The organism is Caballeronia sp. LZ008 (genome assembly GCF_031451435.1).
GTDB lineage: Bacteria > Pseudomonadota > Gammaproteobacteria > Burkholderiales > Burkholderiaceae > Caballeronia > Caballeronia zhejiangensis.
The window spans coordinates 24,861-45,148 of sequence record NZ_JARUXK010000004.1; the positions used below are offsets into that span (position 1 = coordinate 24,861).

21 protein-coding genes are annotated in these 20,288 nt (G+C 64.4%); 2 read left to right on the forward strand and 19 right to left on the reverse strand.

From position 1 onward, the window contains the following. Positions 1–17: 17 nt before the first annotated feature. The 12 genes from QCE49_RS24860 to QCE49_RS24915 form a co-directional block, all read right to left on the reverse strand. Entirely contained in the window at positions 18–1,130 is a 1,113-nt protein-coding gene (locus QCE49_RS24860) for a DedA family protein/thiosulfate sulfurtransferase GlpE (protein ID WP_008354090.1), read from the reverse strand. Positions 1,131–1,404: 274 nt separating this feature from the next. Continuing rightward, the gene (gene denD / locus QCE49_RS24865) at positions 1,405–2,370 is read right to left on the reverse strand and encodes a D-erythronate dehydrogenase (RefSeq protein WP_008354091.1); all 966 of its coding nucleotides are present in this window, start codon (positions 2,368–2,370) and stop codon (positions 1,405–1,407) included. A gap of 16 nt (positions 2,371–2,386) precedes the next feature. Continuing rightward, positions 2,387–3,175, reverse strand: a complete 789-nt coding sequence (gene otnI / locus QCE49_RS24870; RefSeq protein ID WP_250459151.1) for a 2-oxo-tetronate isomerase — start codon at positions 3,173–3,175, stop codon at positions 2,387–2,389. Between the two features lie 334 nt (positions 3,176–3,509). Further along, the gene (locus QCE49_RS24875) at positions 3,510–4,151 is read right to left on the reverse strand and encodes an aldolase (protein ID WP_250436338.1); all 642 of its coding nucleotides are present in this window, start codon (positions 4,149–4,151) and stop codon (positions 3,510–3,512) included. Next, positions 4,151–5,428, reverse strand: a complete 1,278-nt coding sequence (gene otnK / locus QCE49_RS24880; protein WP_250459153.1) for a 3-oxo-tetronate kinase — start codon at positions 5,426–5,428, stop codon at positions 4,151–4,153. Before otnK ends, QCE49_RS24875 begins: the two co-directional genes overlap by 1 nt. Beyond that, on the reverse strand, positions 5,425–6,321 hold the full coding sequence (ltnD, locus tag QCE49_RS24885) for an L-threonate dehydrogenase (protein WP_008354095.1): 897 nt from the start codon (positions 6,319–6,321) through the stop codon (positions 5,425–5,427). The genes otnK and ltnD overlap by 4 nt, the downstream gene beginning before the upstream one ends. Positions 6,322–6,331: 10 nt before the next feature. Next, the gene (locus QCE49_RS24890; RefSeq protein ID WP_250459155.1) at positions 6,332–7,036 is read right to left on the reverse strand and encodes a FadR/GntR family transcriptional regulator; all 705 of its coding nucleotides are present in this window, start codon (positions 7,034–7,036) and stop codon (positions 6,332–6,334) included. 87 nt (positions 7,037–7,123) lie between these two features. Then, entirely contained in the window at positions 7,124–7,462 is a 339-nt protein-coding gene (locus QCE49_RS24895; RefSeq protein WP_008354098.1) for a thioredoxin family protein, read from the reverse strand. Between the two features lie 55 nt (positions 7,463–7,517). Continuing rightward, complete coding sequence (locus QCE49_RS24900) at positions 7,518–8,045, reverse strand: chromate transporter (protein ID WP_175982943.1); 528 nt, start codon at positions 8,043–8,045, stop codon at positions 7,518–7,520. Continuing rightward, entirely contained in the window at positions 8,042–8,593 is a 552-nt protein-coding gene (locus QCE49_RS24905; RefSeq protein WP_250459200.1) for a chromate transporter, read from the reverse strand. Before QCE49_RS24905 ends, QCE49_RS24900 begins: the two co-directional genes overlap by 4 nt. 5 nt (positions 8,594–8,598) lie before the next feature. Next, positions 8,599–9,525 (reverse strand): 2-dehydropantoate 2-reductase, encoded by a 927-nt coding sequence (gene panE / locus QCE49_RS24910; protein ID WP_250459157.1) that lies wholly within the window; start codon positions 9,523–9,525, stop codon positions 8,599–8,601. Positions 9,526–9,554: 29 nt separating this feature from the next. Next, a complete protein-coding gene (locus tag QCE49_RS24915; protein ID WP_033536684.1) occupies positions 9,555–9,896 on the reverse strand; it encodes a hypothetical protein in 342 nt (113 codons plus the stop codon). Between the two features lie 286 nt (positions 9,897–10,182). On the opposite strand from QCE49_RS24915, the gene gndA reads away from it, so the two are divergent. Beyond that, on the forward strand, positions 10,183–11,589 hold the full coding sequence (gene gndA / locus QCE49_RS24920) for an NADP-dependent phosphogluconate dehydrogenase (protein WP_008354103.1): 1,407 nt from the start codon (positions 10,183–10,185) through the stop codon (positions 11,587–11,589). A gap of 145 nt (positions 11,590–11,734) precedes the next feature. Here gndA and QCE49_RS24925 read toward each other — a convergent pair whose 3' ends face one another. From QCE49_RS24925 to QCE49_RS24950, 6 genes are read right to left on the reverse strand one after another with little or no spacing between them, the layout of a single operon-like run. Continuing rightward, positions 11,735–12,859 (reverse strand): Gfo/Idh/MocA family protein, encoded by a 1,125-nt coding sequence (locus tag QCE49_RS24925; protein ID WP_175982941.1) that lies wholly within the window; start codon positions 12,857–12,859, stop codon positions 11,735–11,737. Further along, a complete protein-coding gene (locus QCE49_RS24930; protein ID WP_250459159.1) occupies positions 12,856–13,923 on the reverse strand; it encodes a sugar phosphate isomerase/epimerase in 1,068 nt (355 codons plus the stop codon). The genes QCE49_RS24925 and QCE49_RS24930 overlap by 4 nt, the downstream gene beginning before the upstream one ends. 45 nt (positions 13,924–13,968) lie before the next feature. Further along, positions 13,969–14,934, reverse strand: a complete 966-nt coding sequence (locus QCE49_RS24935) for a substrate-binding domain-containing protein (protein ID WP_175982940.1) — start codon at positions 14,932–14,934, stop codon at positions 13,969–13,971. Positions 14,935–14,959: 25 nt separating this feature from the next. Then, positions 14,960–15,976 (reverse strand): ABC transporter permease, encoded by a 1,017-nt coding sequence (locus QCE49_RS24940; protein ID WP_008354108.1) that lies wholly within the window; start codon positions 15,974–15,976, stop codon positions 14,960–14,962. Next, positions 15,957–17,444, reverse strand: coding sequence for a sugar ABC transporter ATP-binding protein (locus QCE49_RS24945; protein ID WP_250436332.1), 1,488 nt, complete (start codon positions 17,442–17,444; stop codon positions 15,957–15,959). Before QCE49_RS24945 ends, QCE49_RS24940 begins: the two co-directional genes overlap by 20 nt. 2 nt (positions 17,445–17,446) lie before the next feature. Further along, positions 17,447–18,466, reverse strand: a complete 1,020-nt coding sequence (locus QCE49_RS24950; protein ID WP_175982938.1) for a LacI family DNA-binding transcriptional regulator — start codon at positions 18,464–18,466, stop codon at positions 17,447–17,449. A gap of 193 nt (positions 18,467–18,659) precedes the next feature. Between QCE49_RS24950 and QCE49_RS24955 the strand changes: the two genes are divergently transcribed. Next, positions 18,660–19,076, forward strand: a complete 417-nt coding sequence (locus tag QCE49_RS24955; RefSeq protein ID WP_250459161.1) for a YciI family protein — start codon at positions 18,660–18,662, stop codon at positions 19,074–19,076. A gap of 9 nt (positions 19,077–19,085) precedes the next feature. On the opposite strand, the gene QCE49_RS24960 is transcribed toward QCE49_RS24955, so the two are convergent. After that, positions 19,086–20,279 carry a thiolase family protein gene (locus QCE49_RS24960; RefSeq protein WP_250459163.1) on the reverse strand — a complete coding sequence of 398 codons (1,194 nt, stop codon included), beginning with the start codon at positions 20,277–20,279 and terminating at the stop codon, positions 19,086–19,088. Between the last annotated feature and the right edge of the window lie 9 nt (positions 20,280–20,288).

Below are 20,288 nucleotides of genomic sequence, written 5' to 3' on the forward strand. Positions count from 1 at the left end.
GTTGAACGGCGTGGTACTCATGCGCGATCTCCGTGTGGAAAACCAGCTTCATGCAGGGATGCGGTGCCCGCGGGCGATGCCGACGCCGATCCCGATACCGACGACTTGACGGGCCACGGGCACATCGCCGCCATTTCCGCGACTTCCTCGGGCGACGACGCCGCGAGCTCGCCGAACTCGGTCAGCGTCGCGACGTGAAAACCGGCGAGCCGCCACGCGTCGAGCCCGCCCGTGAGCGGCACGACGTCGCGAAAACCCGCGTTACGCATGGTCTTCGCCATCCACGCAGCCGACACTTCGTTCGGACACGAGCAATAGATGACGACCTTGCGCGACTTGTCGTAGCTCTCGATGATCTTCGCGAGATCGCGTTCGTCGGCGAACATCGAGCCGGGAATCGCTTCGGGATCGAGCATGCGTTTTTCGGGCGAACGGATGTCGAAGATTACGGGCAGCGGCTCGTCGTTCATGAGGGCATACAGCTCGTCCACGCTGATGCGCGCTTTTTCCAGCGTCGCCATGAGCGCGCGGCGGCGCCACCAGCGGTACGTGACGTAGATCGCGAGCAGCACCGCGACGACCGCCACCGCCTGCCGCCCGAGCTGCGAGATCATCGCGAAGACCATCTCCAACTGCGCCGCGAAGATGACGCCGACCGTCAGCCCGACCGCGCCCCACAGCGCGATGCCCGCGCCGTCGTGCGCGATGAAGCTGCGCAGCTTCACGCCCATCGCGCCCGCGAGCGGCACGGAGACGAGCGAAAGACCGGGGATGAACTTCGCGACGAGCAGGATGCGTACGCCCCAGCGCCCGAAGAAGCGTTCGGTCTTCTTCACGCAGGTATCGCGCGAAAGCGAGAGCTTGCAGATGGTCTTGAGCGTTTTGTCGCCATACTTGCGCCCGCCCTGGAACCAGACGAGATCGCCGAGCACGCCGCCCGCCACCGCGACGCACAGCACGCCCACGAGCGGCGGCCAGAATGCGCCGCCGTCGACCGCCATCAGCGCGATGGATGCGCCGACGACGATCATCGTCGGCATGGCGGGCACGGGCAGCCCGAGCGCCGAGCCCATCACGTTGACGAACACGATCGCCGGGCCGAATCGATCGACTAGCTGATGCAACAACATGGGAATCTCCCGCGCGGGAATGGTCTGTTCACGGGACGACGGGACGCGCGCCGCGAACGGCGCTGCGAAGGCGCACGGAGCACGTTAGGCACGCAAGGCACGAAAGCGAGAGAGATACGAGCGCTTGCGGCCGCTCGTGGTTCAACGCGATACGCGCGGCGCCGGGCCGACGTTCGTCACATTTAAGAGATAAGTGTAGCCCGGAAACGCGATCGTAAGCATGACAGGCGCGCGGGACGCGGGCATCGCGCGCGCGATGCCCGGAGAGTGGGATTCAGGCGAGGTCGTCGGCGATATAGGCGCGGATCACGTCGGCGAAATTTTTATCGCCCGACAGGCCGAGTTGCTCCGCGCGCGCCGTATTCCACGCGCCCGGCCAGCTGCACACGATCTTCTCGATGCGTTCGTCGCGCTGCCAGTCGATGCGCTGCACGACTTCGTCGCCCGCCACTTCGCGCAGCGCCGCGACCATCTCGTTCACGCTGACCGACAGCCCCGGCAGATTGATGACTGGCCGCAAGCCGAGCTTTTCGCGCTCGATTTCGCAGCCGGCGATCAGCGCCTCGACCGCGCTTTTCGGCGACAGCAGCCACAGACGCGTTTCGCCATCGACGGGACACGTCGAACGCTCGCCGTTCAGCGGCTCGCGGATGATGCCGCTCGCGAACGACGACGCCGCCGCGTTGGGCTTGCCGGGGCGCACGCTGATCGTCGGCAGGCGCAGCACGCGGCCATCGACGAAACCGCGCCGCGCGTAATCGGAGAGCAGCAGCTCGGCGATCGCCTTTTGCGTTCCGTACGACGATTGCGGATTCAGCGCGGTGTCGTCCTGCACGACGTCGGGCAGCGCGCCGCCGTACACCGCGACCGAACTCGTGAACACGACGCGCGGCTTGTGGCCCGCCGCGCGGCACACTTCGAGCAGCGCGCGCGACGCGTCGAGGTTGATCTTCATGCCGAGATCGAAATCCGCTTCGGCCTGGCCGCTCACGATCGCAGCGAGATGGAAGATGGCTTCCGTCCCCGTGTCGACGTGGCGTTGCAGCACCGCCGGGTCGGAGATGTCGCCAGTTTCGGCGCGCACGCGTTTGTCGTTCAGCAGGCTGTCGTCTTGCGGACGCGCTACGTCGAGCAGCACCAGTTCCGTGATCGGCTTGCCATTGAGCTCGTTGCGCGCGAGCAGCCGCTTTGCGAGTCGCTGACCGATGAAGCCCGCGCCGCCCGTGATGAGTATCTTCATGTGGTCGCTTCCGTTTTTACAGATAAGGTTTGAGCCAGCCGAGACCTTCCGACGTGCCGGCCTTCGGTTTGTATTCGCAGCCGATGAAGCCCTCGTAGCCAAGCGAATCGATCAGTTCGAAGAGATACGGATAGTTCAATTCGCCGATGCCCGGTTCGTGGCGCTCCGGCACGCCCGCAATCTGGATATGGCCGATGCCCGCATTCGTGCGCTTCATGTCGCGCTTAAGCTTCATCGCGATGTCGCCTTCCACGATCTGGCAGTGATAGATGTCGAATTGCACCTTTAAATTCGGCGCATTGATCTCATCGCAGATTTGCTGTGCTTCGTCTTGGCGGTTCAGGAAGAAACCGGGTATGTCGCGGGTGTTGATCGGCTCGATCACGATCGTTATGCCCGCTTTCTGCGCTTCTTTTGCCGCGTATTCGAGGTTCTTCAGATACACCGCGCGATGTTGCTCTCTGTTCTGATCTTTCGCGATCAGGCCGGCCATGACGTGCAGTTTCTCGTTGCCCAGCACGGCGGTGTATTCGAGTCCCTTTGCGACGCTCTGCTTGAACTCTTCCTCGCGGCCCGCTAACGAGGCGATGCCGCGTTCGCCCTTCGCCCAGTCGCCCGGCGGGGCGTTGAACAACGCCTGCGTCAAGCCATTGTCCGTTAAGCGCTGCTTGATTTCATTCGCTTCAAAGTCGTAAGGGAACAGGAATTCCACCGCCTTGAAACCATCCTTCGCCGCTGCGGCGAAGCGGTCCAGGAAAGCGTGCTCGGGGTACATCATCGTCAGGTTTGCTGCGAATCTTGGCATTTGCTTGTGCTCCGTCTGTTCCGGTTTCGAATGCGCTTGCTTCCATGGAATCCTGTGTTCGAGTCGGTCTATTCGCGTTGCCCCTGTGCGGGGCGGCACTTACTTTCTTTGCTGCTGCAAAGAAAGTAAGCAAAGAAAGCAGCTTTTCAGGCCCGCGGTCACACGCAATTTGGGTAGTACTCTCGTCCACCGTGGCACTCGCCTAAAGAGTGCCCTCATAGGCCCCATCGGGCCTGGCTCGCGCACGGTCCGACCAGCTAGTCCGTTTCGCGCGCTCGTTCAGCACGAAATGGCTCCAGCCCGCTTCGCGGCCGATCGGTCAGTCGGCTGTGTGTTACCAGCGCGCGCCGAACGTCTTCTTCAATTCCTCTATCGCTTCTTCCGCCAACGGCTCCGGGCGCGGCATCGTCGATAGATACAGCCGCGCCGTCTCCTCCAACTCCTCCAACGCATAGCTCGCGTGCGACACAGACTTCTCCCACACCACCGGCCCCAACCGCTCCAGCAACACCGCCCTCACCCGCGACGCCAACGCCGCCACTTCCTCCGCCACCGACTCGTCGCCCGGTCGGCGGTACGCTATCAGCGGAACATGGCCCACCTTCATCACGTAGTACGGCGTGATCGGCGGCAATACATCGTCGTTCTTCCACACGCCCGCCAACGTCAGCGCCACCAGATGCGTCGAATGCGTATGCACCACGCCGCGCGCGTTCGCATCGTTTTCGTAGATCCGGCGATGCAGCGCCAACGTCTTCGACGGACGTCCGCCCGATACGTGATTGCCTCGCGCATCCACCTTCGCAATATCGTTCGGATCGAGGCGGCCCAGGCACGCATCCGTCGGCGTGATCAACCAGCCATCGTCGAGCCGCGCGCTGATGTTGCCCGCGCTGCCCACCGTATATCGGCGCTCGTACAGGCTTCCGCCCGTCACGCAGATCTCTTCGCGAATAGCGTTCTCGTTCGATGCCATCACAGTGCCTTCAACGCCTTTTCAAAGAAATCGGTCGTGCCGAAATTGCCGGACTTGAGCGCCAGGCCCAGCGCCCCGCTTCCATCCGCGCCGATCGATTGCGTCGCCGGCACGCCCGGATCGATCTGCGGCCCGATGCGCAACGAACGCACGTCCAGCGCCTGCACCACCGCGCCCGACGTTTCGCCGCCCGCCACGACGAATTTGGCGCAGCCGTCATCGCGCAACGTCCGGGCTATCGACGCAAGCGCGTCTTCCACCAGATGTCCCGCCTTCTCGACGCCCAGTTCCTTCTGCACCGCCTTCACTTCTTCCGGCGATGACGTCGCGTAAATCAGCACCGGCTCGTCGTGCTGGCGCGCGAATTCGACCGCGCTCTGCACGACCGGCTCGCCGCGCGACAACGCCATCGGATCGACGCGAAACGCCGGCTTCGATTCGCGCCAGTGCGCAACCTGCGCGTTCGTCGCCTTCGATGCACTCCCCGCCAGCACCACCGCTTTGCCCTCGATCGTCGGCAAATCGGCGGCGTGCTCCGCGTGCGCCAGCAGACTCGCCGCGCGGAAATTCTGCGGCAATCCAAGCGCGATGCCCGAGCCGCCCGTAATCAGCTTCAGATCGCGGCATGCGTCGCCGAGCACGTACAAGTCCTCGTCCGAAACGGCATCCGCGATCGCGAGGCGCACGCCGTCTTTCTTCAATTCATCGATGCGCGCGCGGATCGCGTCCGCCCCCTTCGCAATCGTGTCGTAACGAATGAGCCCGACCTTCGATTTCGTCTGACGCTGCAAGACGCGCACGAGGTTCGGGTCGGTCATCGGCGTGAGCGGATGATTCTCCATGCCCGATTCGTTCAGCAACACATCGCCGACGAACAGGTTGCCGCGAAAAATCGTGCGCCCATTCTCGGGAAACGCCGGGCACGCAATCGTGAAATCGTCCTTCAGCGCGTCGAGCAACGCGTCCGCGACCGGGCCGATGTTGCCCTTGTCGGTCGAATCGAACGTCGAGCAATACTTGAAGAAGAACTGGCGGCAGCCCTGCGCGCGCAGCCATTCGAGCGCATCGAGCGACTGGCGCATGGCGTCGTCGGCGGGAATCGTGCGCGACTTCAGCGCGACGACGATCGCGTCCGCCTCGATCCGCGCGCTCGCTTCCGGCACGCCGATGGTCTGCACCGTGCGCATGCCGCCGCGCACGAGCATGTTGGCGAGATCGGTCGCGCCGGTGAAATCGTCGGCGATACAGCCGAGCAGTGCCTGCGCCGCTTGCGTCATTGCTTCGCTCCCTTCGGAATGTCGATGCCCGGAAAAATCTTGATGACCGCGGAATCGTCCTCGCCGCCGTGTCCGGCCGTGGACGCCATCATGAACATCTGATGCGCCGCCGCCGACAGCGGCAACGGAAATTTCGACGTGCGCGCCGTGTCGAGCACGAGGCCCAAGTCCTTAACGAAAATATCGACGGCGGAAAGCGGTGTGTAATCGCCCGAAAGAATGTGCGGCACGCGATTCTCGAACATCCACGAATTGCCCGCGCTGTGGGTGATGACGTCGTAAAGCGCATCCGGATCGACGCCTTCGCGCAGACCGAGCGCCATCGCTTCGGCCGCCGCCGCGATATGCACGCCCGCCAGCAACTGATTGATGATCTTCACCTTCGAGCCCGCGCCGTGGGCGTCGCCGAGCCGATAGACCTTGCCCGCGATCGCGTCGAGTACGTCCTCGCAGGCGGCGTAGGCGTCGGCGGGGCCGGAGGTCATCATCGTCATTTCGCCGGAGCTGGCTTTCGCCGCGCCGCCGGACAAGGGCGCGTCGAGCATGTGCACGCCCTTCTCGCCGATGCGCTTGCCGAGATCGGCGGCGAATTGCGGCGATACCGTCGCGCACGCGAGCACGACGCCGCCGGGTTTCATCGCTTCGACCGCGCCGGTTTCGCCGAACAGCACGGCTTCGGTCTGCGCCGCATTGACGACGACCGTCAGCACGACCGCGCACTTGCCGCCCAACTCGGCCGGCGACGCGCACGCGATGCCGCCTTCGGCCGCGAACGCATCGAGCACCGGCTGGCGCACGTCGCACGCATGCACGGCGAAGCCCGCCCGCAGCAACGAGCGCGCGACGCCCATGCCCATTGCGCCCAAACCGATCACTCCGACGTTTCGTGTCATCGCAAATTCCTTAACAGATGCCCGCTTCCGCCAGTCGGCGCGCGGCGTTGATGAGATGCGTCTGCGCGGCGTGGCGCGCGGCGTCGGGCTCGCGCGCGCGGATCGCCTCGACGATCGCCGCGTGCTCCTCGCGCACCTGACGCATGAAGTCCTCGCGCAGCGCCTCGTTGCCGCGCGTAACGAGCGTGCCCGCTTCCAGGTACTGGTTCAGAAACGTGAGGGTTTTCAGGAAGTACGGATTGCCGGTCGCGTTGGCGATTTCCCGATGGAACGCGACGTCCTCGGCGACGCCGTCGCGGCCATCGCGCACGGCTTCATCGATGGATGCGAGCGCGTCATCGATGGCGGCGAGTTGTTCGTCGGTACGCCGCTGCGCGGCTTCGGATGCCACTTCGGCCTCGATCGCCCGGCGCAGCGCGAGAATCTGCACGACCGCGCCGGGCTCGACCGCCTGCGCATAATCGATGCGCAACGGCCGAATCCCCGCGCGCTCGACGATGAATACGCCGCTGCCCTGACGCGGCTCGACCATGCCTTCGTTCTTCAGCCGCGAGATGGCTTCGCGAATGACCGTGCGGCTCACGCCGAATTCCTGCGCGAGCACCGCTTCGGTCGGCAGCTTGCCGGTCGCGGCGAAACTGCCGTTCTCGATCAGCTTTTGCAATTGTTGCGCGACGGTGTCGCTCAACGCGCGCGGCGGAATTTTCTCGAACATGCGACTCGATGCGCCTCGTCAGGTCATCGGGTCATCATACAAATTTTTACGATGGAAGTGGACCGAGGAATAACCCTCGGTCGTGGCTTACTGCGCGAGCGGCTCGTCGATGAGCGCGAGCGCGTCACGAATTTCGGAGACGTCGCCGGGGCGCACGAGGCGCGCGACTTCCTTGCCGCCGAGCATGAAGACGAGCGTCGGCCAGAGCTTTACGCGAAACGAACGTCCGAGCGGGCGGCCGCTGCCATCCTCGATCTTGATGTGCTGCACCGCGCGATGATCCTGAAATGCCTGCGCGATCAACGGTTGCGCGGCACGGCAGAAACCGCACCAGTCGGTGCCGAACTCGACGACCGTCGGGCCGGTGAGCGCGTCGATTTCCGTGCGATCCGGTGCGGTCTTCGCGTATTCGATGTTCATGCTCATGGCGTGCTTCCTTGTCTTTTGTTGTCGATGAAGCCAGCAGAAAACTTGCCCGATCTTACTGGCCGAAGCCCGTCAGCCCGATGAGCGCGCCGCCCGCGAGCAGCCACAGCGGATGCAGCTTCGTCCGGTACGAGACGAGCGCGACGAGCGCCGTGATGGCCGCGAGCGTCCAGGTTCCATCGGATGCCTCGGCGATCAGCAGCGCGCTCGCCGCGACGAGCCCGGCCGTGATCGGCACGAGCCCGAGCTGGATGAAGCGCCGCCACGGGCGATCCTTGAAGCGCTCCCACGCGTGCATCGCGGCGATCGTCACGAGCGACGACGGCCCGAACTTCGCGATCGACGTCACCAGCACGCCGGGCCAGCCGGCGACATGCCAGCCGATCAGCGTGACGACCATCATGTTCGGGCCGGGCGCGGCCTGCGCGAGCGCGAAGAGCGCGGAGAAATCGGCCTTCGACATCCATTCGTGAACCTGCACGACCTGACGCTGCATTTCCGGCAGGATCGAATTGCCGCCGCCGAACGCGAGCAGCGAGAGCTGACTGAAGATCGCCGCGAGCGAAAGCAGATCGTTTTTCATCGGCGGACTTTCCACGCGATCAGCACCGAAATCGGCGTGAAGACGAGCATCGTCGGCAGGAGCGGCGTGCGCAGGATCGCTATTGACGCGAACATCAGAAGCGCGACCATCGCCGCTTCCGGCTTCCGGCGCAGCGGCCACATGATCTTCGCCGCCATCGCGATGAGCAGGCCCGCCGCGGCCGCCGCGAGTCCCGCGAACAGATGCGCGATGCGCGGGTCCTGATGCGTGCGCTGATAGATCACGCCGAGCCCGATCACGATGAGCGACGGTCCGACAAGCAGGCCCAGCAAGCCCGCGAGCGCGCCCGGCACGCCGCGAAAGCGCATGCCGATTGCCACCGACAGATTGATCACGTTGCCGCCCGGCAGGAACTGACAGAGGCCGAGGAGATCGGTGAACGCCTCGGCGTCGAGCCATTTGCGGCGCTCGACGATCTCGCGCCGCGCGAGCGGCAGCGCGCCGCCGAACGCCGTCAGCCCGAGCGTCAGAAAGCCGATGAAGATTTCGGCGACCGTCGGCCGTGGCGCGTGGCCGTCGCGGGACATGACGCTCACGCGCGTGCCCGGCGCGCTTCGTAGGCTTTCAGATGCGCGTACGCGACCGCCAGCGCCGACAGCCCGGCGATTTGCGTGCGCCGCCGCGACAGCAGATCGCCGACGATGTGATCCGCCTCGATCGGCGCGCCGTTCTCGAGATCGCGCAGCATCGATGCGGTCATCGGCGAGCCGCGCTCCGAGAAAAACGCCCGCGCGCGCGTGACGACCGCCTCGCCCGGTGCGTGCGCGTTGTCGCCGGCGATGCCGCAGCATTCGTCGAAGAGCCGGAACAGCAGCGCCTCGCCGCCCGGCGCCGCGAGAATATCGCCGATGGGCGCGCGCATCAGGCAGGTGCCGGTCGCGAGCGTGGCGAGGAACACCCACTTGTCCCACATCGACTGAAGGATGTCTTCGCTCACGTTTAAATCGAAGCCCGCGCCGTCGAGTTGCGCGGCGATTGCGTCGATGCGCGCCGAGCGGCCGCCCGTGCGCTCGCCGATAGTCATCGAATGCATGTTGTTCAGATGCACGATCTCGCCTTCGGCGTCGAGCGTCGCGGCGATCACGCATTGGCCGCCGAGCACGTTCGCGGGATCGAAGCGCGCGTCGAGCGCGTCGAGATGGCCCATGCCGTTCAGGAGCGGCAGGATCGCGGTATCGGGACCGACGGCGGGCGCGAAGGAATCGATCGCGCCTTGCAGGTCGTAGGCCTTGCAGCTCAGGAGCACGAGATCGTAAGGGCCGTCGATGTCTTTCGCGAGCACCATCGGCGGACAGGCGAACGCGAGATCGCCTTCCGGGCTCTTCACTTTCAGGCCGCACTGACGCAGCCGCTCGGCGCGGCGCTCGCGCACGAGAAAGGTCACGTCGGTGCCCGCTTCGAGCAGCCGTGCACCGAAATATCCGCCGATGGCCCCCGCGCCCACTACCAGAATCCGCATGTCTCGCTCCTTTTCGCTGTATGAATCGTTCACGCCTGCCAGACGCCATAGCCCGCTTCGCGCAAGCCGATCGCCAGTTCCACTTCCATGTCGCGCGCGCCGTCGTAGGGCATCGGGTTGTACATCTCATACAGTTGCGGCAGGAGCCGCAGTCCGTATTCGCGGACATAGCGATTCGACTGGATGCCGGCCTTGTGCTTGTCGAAGCGCACGTCGGGATCGATGCCCGTCATGCCCACGTAGACGAACGGCATGCCGATCACGTAATCCGGATTCGCGCGACGGAAACGCGCTTCGTTCCAGACCGTTCCGGACAGTTCGACGACGTAGACGGAGTAATGATGGCTGCGCGCGCGCCGGGCGGGCGGCATGTTTCGGATGGCCTTCGCGGCGTGCTCGTTGCGGGCGTCCATTCTATGACGGCGATGCTTTTGGCGCTCGATCGGACGGCGCGGCCCCTGCCGGATGCGTCTCAAAGTGGTAAATTCGGGCGGTCTGCGCTCGCGCAAAACGATCGGACATCGGCGCGGCCCATCGCGCCGCCGGTCGGAACCGGAGACGATCTCTCTCGCGCGGGCGCCGCCCCATCGACACGCTTTCATCCCGAAGCCGCGCGCCACGAGCCGCGCGACGCTTCGGTCATTCGGAGATCAAGCAATGAGCAAGCAAGCTATCGGCGTGGTAGGCCTCGCCGTCATGGGCCGCAACCTGGCCTTGAACATCGAGAGCCGCGGCCACGCCGTTTCGGTATTCAACCGCAGCCGCGCCAAAACCGACGAACTGATTGCCGAACATCCCGACAAGAAGCTCGTGCCGACCTACACGCTCGAAGAGTTCGTCGAGTCGCTCGAAAAGCCGCGCCGCATTCTGATGATGGTGAAGGCCGGCGCCGGCACCGACGAGACCATCGCTTCGCTGCGTCCGCTGCTGGAAAAGGGCGACATTCTCATCGACGGCGGCAACACGCATTTCACCGACACGATCCGCCGCAATCAGGATCTCGCGAAGTCGGGGCTGCATTTCATCGGCACGGGCGTGTCGGGCGGCGAGGAAGGCGCGCTCAAAGGCCCGTCGATCATGCCGGGCGGACAGAAGGAAGCGTACGAACTCGTCGCGCCGATCCTCACGGAAATCGCCGCGAAGGCGCCGGACGGCGAGCCGTGCGTCGCTTACATGGGCCCGGACGGCGCGGGCCATTTCGTGAAGATGGTGCACAACGGCATCGAATACGGCGACATGCAGTTGATCGCCGAGAGCTATGACGTGCTCAAGCGCGTCGCGGGTCTGTCGAACGAAGAGCTGGGCAAGGTGTATGTTGAGTGGAATCAGGGCGAACTGGACAGTTACCTGATCGAAATCACGTCGAAGATTTTCTCGAAGAAGGACGAGGAAACCGGCAAGGATCTCGTCGATGTGATTCTCGACCGCGCCGCGCAAAAGGGCACGGGCAAGTGGACGAGCCAGAACGCGCTGGACCTCGGCGCGCCGCTGCCTTTGATTACGGAAGCGGTGTTTGCGCGCGTGCTGTCGTCGCTGAAGACGCAGCGTGTGGCGGCGAGCAAGGTGCTGGCGGGCCCGACGCCGAAGTTCGACGGCGATCGCGCGGCGTTCGTCGAGTCGGTGCGGCGTGCGCTGTATCTGTCGAAGATCGTCTCGTATGCGCAAGGTTTTGCGCAGTTGCGCGCGGCGTCGGAAGAGTACAAGTGGGATCTGCATTACGGCGAGATCGCGAAGATTTTCCGGGCGGGCTGCATCATCCGCGCGCGCTTTTTGCAGAAGATCACCGATGCTTATGCTGCGAAGCCCGACCTCGCGAATCTGTTGCTCGATCCGTATTTCAGCGATATCGCGGCGAAGTATCAGGAAGCGCTGCGCGATGTCGTCGTGGCGGCCGTGAAGGCGGGGATTCCGGTGCCGGCGTTCTCGTCGGCGATTGCTTACTTCGATGCGTATAGGTCGGAGAGGTTGCCCGCGAACCTGGTGCAGGCGCAGCGCGATTTCTTCGGCGCGCATACGTTCGAACGCACGGATAAGGAAGGGAGTTTTCACGCGAATTGGGCGTGAGGATCTGACTGAACAGATCGAGAGCATGAGACGCGGCTTCCTTTGGAAGCCGCGTTTTTTCTTGCAGCCAAGCTGCGAAACCTTCGATTCGCAATCGAGCGTTTGGCGCGCATTTCGGCTGAAGGCGAAGAAAGTGGGTATTCGACTAATTCTTCAGCCCCACCCACTCGCCATTCCGCCCCCCACTCCTCAACACCGCCTCCACGAACCGCAACCCCGCGACCCCATCCTCGACGGTCGTCAGCCAGTCATCCCCCTGCGTCGTCCCGCTCGCGATACACGCCGCCGCATCCGTATAAACCTGCGCGAACGCTTCCAGATACCCTTCCGGATGTCCCGCCGGCACGCGCGTCGCGTGCAGCGCTTCAGGACTTTGCACTCGCCCGCGCGTGATGCGCTCCGACGCGCCGCCTATCGGCGTGAACCACAATTCGTTCGGCTTCTGTTGATCGAACGCAATGCCCGCCTTCGTCCCATACACGCGCAATCGCAACGCGTTCTCCTCGCCGGCCGCGACCTGACTCGCCCACAACATGCCACGCGCGCCGTTCTCGTAGCGCAACATCGCCTGCACATGATCGTCGACACGACGATTCGGCACGAACGTCGTCACATCGGCGGCAAGCTCGGACGGCCGCATCCCCGTCACGTATTCCGCAAGCTGATACGCGTGCGTGCCGATATCGCCGAGACATCCCGCCGGTCCAGCGAGCGCGGGATCGGTGCGCCATACGGCCTGCCGGTTCGCCTGCGTCTCGACAGGAAGAGACAGCCAGTCCTGCGCATACTCGATCTGCACCACGCGAATGTCGCCGAGCAAGCCGCGCTGTACCATTCCGCGCGCATGCCGCACGAGCGGATAACCCGTGTAGGTATAAGTCACCGCGAACACGCGATCCTTCTCGCGCGCGAGCTTCGCCAGCGCCTCGCCTTCATCGAGCGAAACGGCGAGCGGCTTGTCGCAAATCACGTGAATGCCCGCTTCGAGAAAAGCGGTCGCGATCGGCGCATGCAGATGATTCGGCGTGACGATCGCGACCGCCTCGATGCCGTCCGAGCGTCCAGCCTCGATGCGCGCCATCTCGCGAAAATCGTCGTAGCTGCGCGCGAGCCCGATCGCCGCGGCGCTCGATGCCGCGCGCCGCGCATCCGACGACAACGCGCCCGCGACGAGTTCATACCGATCGTCGAGCCGTGCCGCAATGCGATGCACCGCGCCGATGAACGCGCCCTCGCCGCCGCCGACCATCCCCAACCGCACGCGATTCATCGCTTGTCTCCGGAATCGATGCCGAGCACGCCGCGCATCTGCTCGCGGCTCGCGCCGCTGCCTGCGAAGTCATCGAAGGCGCGCTCGGCCACGCGGATGATGTGATCGCGGATGAACACCGCACCTTCGCGCGCGCCGTCTTCCGGATGCTTCAGCGCGCATTCCCATTCGAGCACGGCCCAGCCGCCGAAATCGTATTGCGCCATCTTCGAGAAGATCGCCTTGAAGTCGATCTGGCCATCGCCCAGCGAACGGAAGCGGCCGGCGCGATCGACCCATCCGGAATAGCCGCCGTACACGCCCTGTTTCCCGCTCGGCCGGAACTCGGCGTCCTTTACGTGAAACGCCTTGATGCGCGCGTGATAGATGTCGATGAACGCAAGGTAGTCGAGCTGCTGCAACATGAAGTGGCTCGGATCGAACAGGATGTTCGCGCGCGGATGATCGTCCACCGCCGCGAGAAAACGCTCGAACGTCACGCCGTCATGCAGGTCTTCGCCAGGATGAAGCTCGTAACACACGTCGATGCCCGCGCGATCGAACTCGTCGAGAATCGGACGCCAGCGGTTCGCAAGCTCTTCGAACGCGGCTTCGACGAGACCCGCCGGACGCTGCGGCCACGGATACACATACGGCCACGCGAGCGCGCCCGAAAACGTCACGTGCGCGTTCAAGCCGAGACGCTTCGACGCCGCCGCCGCGAGCTTCATTTGCGCGATCGCCCATTCGGTCCGCGCGGCCGGATCGCCCCGCACATGCGGCGCGGCGAAGCCATCGAACAGCGTGTCGTATGCGGGATGCACGGCGACCAGTTGCCCTTGCAGATGCGTCGACAACTCGGTGATCGCGACGCCCGCATCGTCGACGGTGCGGCGAATCTCATCGCAATACGCATCGCTCGCTGCGGCCTTCTCCAGATCGATCAGACGCGGATCGGCAGGCACCTGTATGCCCTTGTAACCGAGCGACGCCGCCCACGACGCGAGATTCGCGAGCGTATCGAACGGCGCCTGATCGCCCATGAACTGTGCGAGAAATATCGCCGGGCCTTTGATGATTTTCATCTTTCGCCTCCACAAAAAGAAGGCCGGATGAACGGCCTTCGCGCATCAGAACGGCGAGTTCGGGAAATAGAACTGCTTAGCGTTGTCCTTCGTGATGAGCACCGACGGGATGATCGTCGTCGGCGGCAGCTTGTCGCCCTTCAGGCGCGCGTCGGCGGTCAGCTTGATCGCGTCGTAGATGAACTTCGGCGAATACGAGACATCGGCCGGCACGCGCGCATCGCCGTCCATGATGCGCTTCACCGCTTCCTTCGATCCCGCACCGCCGAACACGATCTTGATGTCCGTGCGCTTCGCCTGATCGATCGCCTTCAGCACGCCGACCATCATGTCGTCATCCGCGGCCCACACGGCGTCGATATGCTTGAAGCGCGTGAGATAGTCCTGCATTACCTTGAACGCATCGTCGCGATTCCAGTTGGCGTATTTCGCATCGAGAATCTTGATGTCGGGATATTGCTTCAGCACGCCTTCGAAGGCGTTCCAGCGCTCGTTGTCGAGTGTCGTCGGAATGCCGCGCAGCGCGACGATATCGCCCTTGCCGTTCAACTGCTTCGCGAGAAACTCGGCGGGAATCTTGCCGAAAGCGGTGTTGTCGCCGGCGACGTACGCGTCCTGCGCGCTCGTGTCGGTCAGGCCGCGATCGACCACCGTCACATACACGCCTTTCTTCTTGACCTGCGCGACCGGTTGCGTGAGCGACGCCGATTCCTGCGGGAAGATCACGAGCGCATTGATCTTGTTGACCGTGACCAAATCCTGCAACTGGTTCGCCTGCTCGGGCGCGGTGCTCGCCGTCTTCACGATCACCTTCAGGTCGGGATGCGCCTTTTCCAGTTCCTTCTTCGCTTCGTTGGCCCACCACACGATGCCGCCCGTGAAGCCGTGATCGGCGGTCGGAATGGCGACGCCCAGCACGACCTTGTCGGCGGCGAATGCGGACGACGATGCAGCGGCGAACGCGCTCGCCGTCAACGTGAGCGCGCCGAGCGCGCGAAGCATTTTCTTCATGACGATGTCTCCTGTTTTAAGACTATCAACGACGACCGCGCTGCAGGAATGCTACGAGGATGATGACGGCGCCCTGCACCGCCGCATTCAGATACACGCTGATGATGCTCGTGAGATTCAAAATGTTGTTGATGACCGAAAGCAGAATCGCGCCGATGACCGTGCCGATCACGCGCCCTTCGCCGCCCTTCAGCGCCGTGCCGCCGACCACGACGGACGCGATCGCTTCGAGTTCCCACAGGAGGCCCGTCGTCGGCGTGGCGGAGCCTAAGCGCGGCACATACAGAATCGTCGCGACGGCCACGCATAAACCGAGCAGCACATACGTGACGATCTTCACACGATCCACGCGAATCGCCGCATAACGCGCGACCTGTTCGTTCGATCCGATCGCCTGCACATGACGCCCGTACACCGTGCGATTGAGCACGAGCGCACCGCCCGCCGCCACGATCGCGAACACCCAGATCGGCACCGGAACATGCAGCAGACTCGCGTAATAAACCGGCCCGTAAAGATCGACGAGCGAGTTGTCGAGCGTGAGCGCGCCGCCATCCGCGAGCCATGTGAGCAGCGCGCGAAATATGCCGAGCGTGCCGAGCGTGACGATGAACGGCTCGATGCGCCCTTTCGTCACGAGCACGCCATGCGCGAAGCCGAACAGCGCGCCGAGCACGAGCGCGAGCACGATGCCGAGCGCGATGATCAGAAGCGGCGGCACCGCGTGGCCGTGAAAGCCCTGCATCAGCGCGTTCATCATGTAGATCATGCTGCCCGCGATGAGCGCGGCCATCGAACCGACCGACAGATCGATGCCGCCCGAGATGATGACGAAGGTCATCCCCACCGCGATGATGCCAATGAACGACGTGCGCGTGAGCACGTTCATCGCGTTGTCGACGGTGGCGAAATCGCCGTTGAGCAAGGTGCCGCCGATACACAGCGCGATCAGCCCGATGAGCGGCCCGACGCCGAACATGAAGCGCGCGACGGTGGAGAGACGGCTCTCGCTTTCGGTGTCTTCAGTGTGTGCCGGTCGCATGCGCGATCAACCTCTCTTCGGTCAAAAGATCCATGCCGAGTGTCGCGACGAGTTCGCCCGCGCGCATCACCGCGACGCGATGACACAAGCCGATCAGCTCGATCAGTTCGGACGAGATCACGATCACCGCGCGGCCTTCCGCGGCCAGCCGATGAATCAGGAAATAGATATCGCGTTTCGCGCCGACATCGACGCCGCGCGTGGGTTCGTCGAGCACGATCACGCGCGGATCGGGATTCAGGAACTTCGCGAGCGCGAGCTTCTGCTGATTGCCGCCCGACAGCATGCGCGCGCGTATCGACGCGTTGCCGGTGCGTATGCCGAAGTCCTTCACCGCCGCGTTCAGGGCTTCGCGTTCCGCGCGCGTATCGATGAGCGGATGCGCGTAGCGCTCCAGCGTCATCATCGTGAGATTGTCTTTCAGCGCCATGTCGACGTGAAGGCCGCGCCCCTTTCTGTCTTCGCTCAGATAAGTGAGGCCTTGCTGCATCGCTTCGCGCGGGCCTTTGAGCTTGACCGTTTTTCCGTCGATGACGACGCGCCCCGCACAGAGCGGACGCAGGCCGACGAGCGCTTCGAACAGCTCCGTGCGCCCCGCGCCGACGAGTCCCGCGAAGCCGAACACTTCGCCCTTGCGCACCGAAAAGCCGATGCCGTCGGCCCAGCCCGGCACCGAGGCGCCTTCGACTTCGAACGCGACCGGCGCGTCGTCGGACAACGGCGGCTTGTCGGGGAACATGTCGGAGACTTCGCGGCCGACCATCAGATTGGCCATCTGCTGACGCGTCAGCTCGTCGGTCGGCGCGCGCGCGACGAAGCGGCCATCGCGCATCACGATCACTTCGTCGGTCACGCGTTCCACTTCGTCGAGCTTGTGCGAGATATAGACGATGGTCGTGCCCGCTTCCTTCAGACGCGCCATCAGGCCGAAGAGACGCTGCGTCTCCGATGGCGTCAACGTCGCGGTCGGTTCGTCCATGATGAGCAGGCGCGCGCTGCGCAACATCGCCTTCGCGATCTCGACGAGCTGCTTCTCCGCGACGATCAGATCGCGCACCTTCGTATCGGGATTCTTGTGCAGGCCGACGTCGTTCAACGCGGCGCGGGCATCGTCGCGCATCGCGGCTTCATCGAGGAAGAAGCCTTTCTTCAGCTCGTGCCCGAGGAACATGTTCTGCGTGATGCTCAAATGATCCGCGAGATTCAATTCCTGATGGATCAGCACGATGCCCGCATGTTCGGCATCGCGCGAACTCGTGAAGTCGCGCGCGCGTTCATCGACGAAAAGCTCGCCCGCGTTCGCACGCTCGTAGCCCGCGAGAATCTTCATCAGCGTGGACTTGCCCGCGCCGTTCTCGCCGAGCAATCCGTAGATGCGGCCCGGCGCGAGATCGAAGCTGACGCCGTGCAGCACGCGCACCGGCCCGAACTGCTTTTCGATGCCCTGAAAGCGCACGGCGAGGCTCATCGTCACGCGCTCCTTCTTCGAATCAGCCGATGCGGCAGCAGCACGCCCGGCACATCCGCGCGCGGGTCGCGCAGGCGCTTGAGCAGCAGGTCGGCTGCGGTTTCGCCGAGCAGTTGCATCGGCTGCGAAACGGTCGTGAGCGGCGGATCGACATGCGCGGCAACGGCGATATCGTCGAAGCCGACGACAGCGACATCGTCGGGCACTGAAAAGCCCGCGCCGCGAAAGCCGTTCATCACGCCGATGGCGAGCGTGTCCGACACGGCGAAGGCGGCCGTCGGACGCGCATCGCCCAACGATGCGAGTTGCGCGGCCGCGCGCTCGCCCGCGTCGTAATCGAGGCTGTCGAGTTCGATCAGCCACTCCGCGCGCGGCTCGATGCCGGCTTCGATCAACGCATCGCGATAGCCCGCGAGCCGCTGTCGTCCATACAGATAACCCTGACCCGAGTTGATGAGCGCAATGCGCCGATGCCCCTTCGCCGTCAGATAACGCACGACATCGCCCGCGGCGAGATGATTGTCGATGCCGACGTACGGCACGCCCGCCGCCGGATCGAACTCGCAGCACGCGACCCACGGCAGCGTCGACGCTTCTTCGGCGAGCGCTTTTTGCACGGCGGCGGGATCGAGACAGATGGCGCCATCGGCGCGGCGGCCGCGCAGCAGATCGAAATAGCTTCGCTCGCGCAACGGGTCCGCGCCGGTATCGCACAGCAGCATGAAGTAGCCGTTCTGACGCGCGACGCTGTCGATGCCGCGCACGATCGCCGCATAGAACGGATTGCCGAAGTCGGGGACCATCGTGAGGAGCAGGCGGCTTTCGGCCGTGCGCAGATTGCGCGCCAGCTCGTTGATGCGATAGCCGCTCGTCGCGACCGCTTCGAGCACTTTTTCGCGCGTCGTCTCGCGAACGTTCGTGTGTCCGTTGAGCACGCGCGATACGGTCGCGACCGACACGCCCGCGCGTTCAGCGACGTCGGCAATCGATACTTCTTCGCGTGGTCGAACCGTATCTGACATCGCTTTGCCGCGCGTCGCGATCGAGATGTAATGGATTACATTATTTGATCTTACGGGTCGCGAAGGCAACAGCAATCGACTAGGGAAAAACGCTTAAGGGCGGGCATGTCGATCTCGTGTCATGTTGCTCGTCGTTAGGTGTGAGCGTACCGAAGACGCTCGATAAATGCACCAACTTCCAGGAGCGATCCACATGCGATTCATGATGCTGATGATTCCGCGCGGCTACGAAAGCGCCGAACCGGGCACGATGCCGAGCGCCGAAGCCGTCGCCGCGATGATGAAATACAACGAGGAATTGCAGAAGGCCGGCGTGCTGCTCGCGCTCGACGGACTGCATCCGCCGTCGATGGGCGCGCGCGTCACGTTCGAAGGCGGCAAGCCGCGCGTCACCGACGGACCGTTCGCCGAAGCGAAGGAAGTGCTCGGCGGCTACTGGATGGTCCAGGTGAAGTCGCGCGAGGAAGCGATCGAATGGGCGAAGCGTTGCCCCGGATCGGATACGGAGATGATCGAAGTGCGGCAGGTCATGGAGATGGACGATTTCCCGCCGGACGTGCAGCAAGCCGCGGCGGGTTTCGATGACATGCAGAAGAACGCGAAGCGCTGACGCGAACGCCTACGCGATCGCTTCCAGCGCGAGCGCGATGCCCTGCCCGCCGCCGATGCACAGCGTCACGATCGCGCGCTTCACGCCGTCGCGGCGCATCGCGTGGGCGAGGCGCGTCGTCAGCACGGCGCCCGTCGCGCCGATCGGATGACCGTGCGCGATCGCGCCGCCTTCGACGTTGACGATGTCGTCGGGCACGCCGAGCGTTCGCGCCACCGCGATCGGCACCGCCGCGAACGCTTCGTTGATCTCGAAGCGCTCGACATCGCCGAGCGTCCATCCCGCGCGCTGCAACGCCTGCTGCACGGCGGGCACCGGACCGAGCCCGAACATCCCCGGCTCGACCGCCGCGACCCCGAACGCCGCCAGGCGCACGAACGGTTCGATGCCGCGCGCGTCCGCTTCGTTGCGGCTCGTCACGATCATCGCCGATGCGCCGCTGTTCAGCCCCGGCGCATTGCCGGCCGTAATCGTGCCGTTGGGACGGAATGCCGGACGCAATTTCTCCAGCGCCGCGAAATTCGTGTCGGGACGCGGCTGCTCATCGCGCGCAAACGCAACGGTTTCCTTGCCCGCCTTCACATCGACGCCGACGATTTCCGCATCGAACGCGCCGTCCTTCTGCGCCGCCGCAAACGACTGCTGCGAGCGCTCGGCCCAGCGATCCTGCGCCTCGCGCGTGATATCGAACTTCGACACGAGATCTTCCGTATGCCAGCCCGAATGCTCGCCCGAGAACGCATCGACGAGACCGTCGCGCAGCAGGCTGTCGTAGATCTGCGCGTTGCCCATGCGATAACCGCGACGACCGCCATCGAGCAGATACGGCGCGCGGTCCATGTTCTCCATGCCGCCCGCGATGGCAAGCCGCGAGACGCCCGCCGCGATTTCCGTCGCCGCCGTCGCCACGGCCTGCGCGCCGGAGCCGCACACGCGATTGACCGTCAGCGCGGGCACGGAAACCGGCACGCCGCCGCCGACCGACGCCTGTCGCGCCGGATTCATGCGGTTGCCCGCCTGAATGACGTTGCCGAACACGACCGAATCCACCGATGACGGATCGAGCGCCGAACCCGCGCGCCGCAACGTTTCCGCGATGACGGCCGCGCCCAGATCGACGGCGGGCGTGTCCTTCAGCGAGCCGCCGAACCCGCCGATCGCCGTACGCACCGGATGACACAACACGATGTCCTGCGCAAACATGGCGAGCCT

Excerpts from the sequence above, each read along its gene's own strand:
- QCE49_RS24860 (WP_008354090.1), bottom strand. The coding sequence starts at position 1,130 with ATGTTGTTGCATCAGCTAGTCGATCGATTCGGCCCGGCGATCGTGTTC.
- denD (WP_008354091.1), bottom strand. The coding sequence starts at position 2,370 with ATGAAGATACTCATCACGGGCGGCGCGGGCTTCATCGGTCAGCGACTC.
- otnI (WP_250459151.1), bottom strand. The coding sequence starts at position 3,175 with ATGCCAAGATTCGCAGCAAACCTGACGATGATGTACCCCGAGCACGCT.
- QCE49_RS24875 (WP_250436338.1), bottom strand. The coding sequence starts at position 4,151 with ATGGCATCGAACGAGAACGCTATTCGCGAAGAGATCTGCGTGACGGGC.
- otnK (WP_250459153.1), bottom strand. The coding sequence starts at position 5,428 with ATGACGCAAGCGGCGCAGGCACTGCTCGGCTGTATCGCCGACGATTTC.
- ltnD (WP_008354095.1), bottom strand. The coding sequence starts at position 6,321 with ATGACACGAAACGTCGGAGTGATCGGTTTGGGCGCAATGGGCATGGGC.
- QCE49_RS24890 (WP_250459155.1), bottom strand. The coding sequence starts at position 7,036 with ATGTTCGAGAAAATTCCGCCGCGCGCGTTGAGCGACACCGTCGCGCAA.
- QCE49_RS24895 (WP_008354098.1), bottom strand. The coding sequence starts at position 7,462 with ATGAGCATGAACATCGAATACGCGAAGACCGCACCGGATCGCACGGAA.
- QCE49_RS24900 (WP_175982943.1), bottom strand. The coding sequence starts at position 8,045 with ATGAAAAACGATCTGCTTTCGCTCGCGGCGATCTTCAGTCAGCTCTCG.
- QCE49_RS24905 (WP_250459200.1), bottom strand. The coding sequence starts at position 8,593 with ATGTCCCGCGACGGCCACGCGCCACGGCCGACGGTCGCCGAAATCTTC.
- panE (WP_250459157.1), bottom strand. The coding sequence starts at position 9,525 with ATGCGGATTCTGGTAGTGGGCGCGGGGGCCATCGGCGGATATTTCGGT.
- QCE49_RS24915 (WP_033536684.1), bottom strand. The coding sequence starts at position 9,896 with ATGCCGCCCGCCCGGCGCGCGCGCAGCCATCATTACTCCGTCTACGTC.
- gndA (WP_008354103.1), top strand. The coding sequence starts at position 10,183 with ATGAGCAAGCAAGCTATCGGCGTGGTAGGCCTCGCCGTCATGGGCCGC.
- QCE49_RS24925 (WP_175982941.1), bottom strand. The coding sequence starts at position 12,859 with ATGAATCGCGTGCGGTTGGGGATGGTCGGCGGCGGCGAGGGCGCGTTC.
- QCE49_RS24930 (WP_250459159.1), bottom strand. The coding sequence starts at position 13,923 with ATGAAAATCATCAAAGGCCCGGCGATATTTCTCGCACAGTTCATGGGC.
- QCE49_RS24935 (WP_175982940.1), bottom strand. The coding sequence starts at position 14,934 with ATGAAGAAAATGCTTCGCGCGCTCGGCGCGCTCACGTTGACGGCGAGC.
- QCE49_RS24940 (WP_008354108.1), bottom strand. The coding sequence starts at position 15,976 with ATGCGACCGGCACACACTGAAGACACCGAAAGCGAGAGCCGTCTCTCC.
- QCE49_RS24945 (WP_250436332.1), bottom strand. The coding sequence starts at position 17,444 with ATGAGCCTCGCCGTGCGCTTTCAGGGCATCGAAAAGCAGTTCGGGCCG.
- QCE49_RS24950 (WP_175982938.1), bottom strand. The coding sequence starts at position 18,466 with ATGTCAGATACGGTTCGACCACGCGAAGAAGTATCGATTGCCGACGTC.
- QCE49_RS24955 (WP_250459161.1), top strand. The coding sequence starts at position 18,660 with ATGCGATTCATGATGCTGATGATTCCGCGCGGCTACGAAAGCGCCGAA.
- QCE49_RS24960 (WP_250459163.1), bottom strand. The coding sequence starts at position 20,279 with ATGTTTGCGCAGGACATCGTGTTGTGTCATCCGGTGCGTACGGCGATC.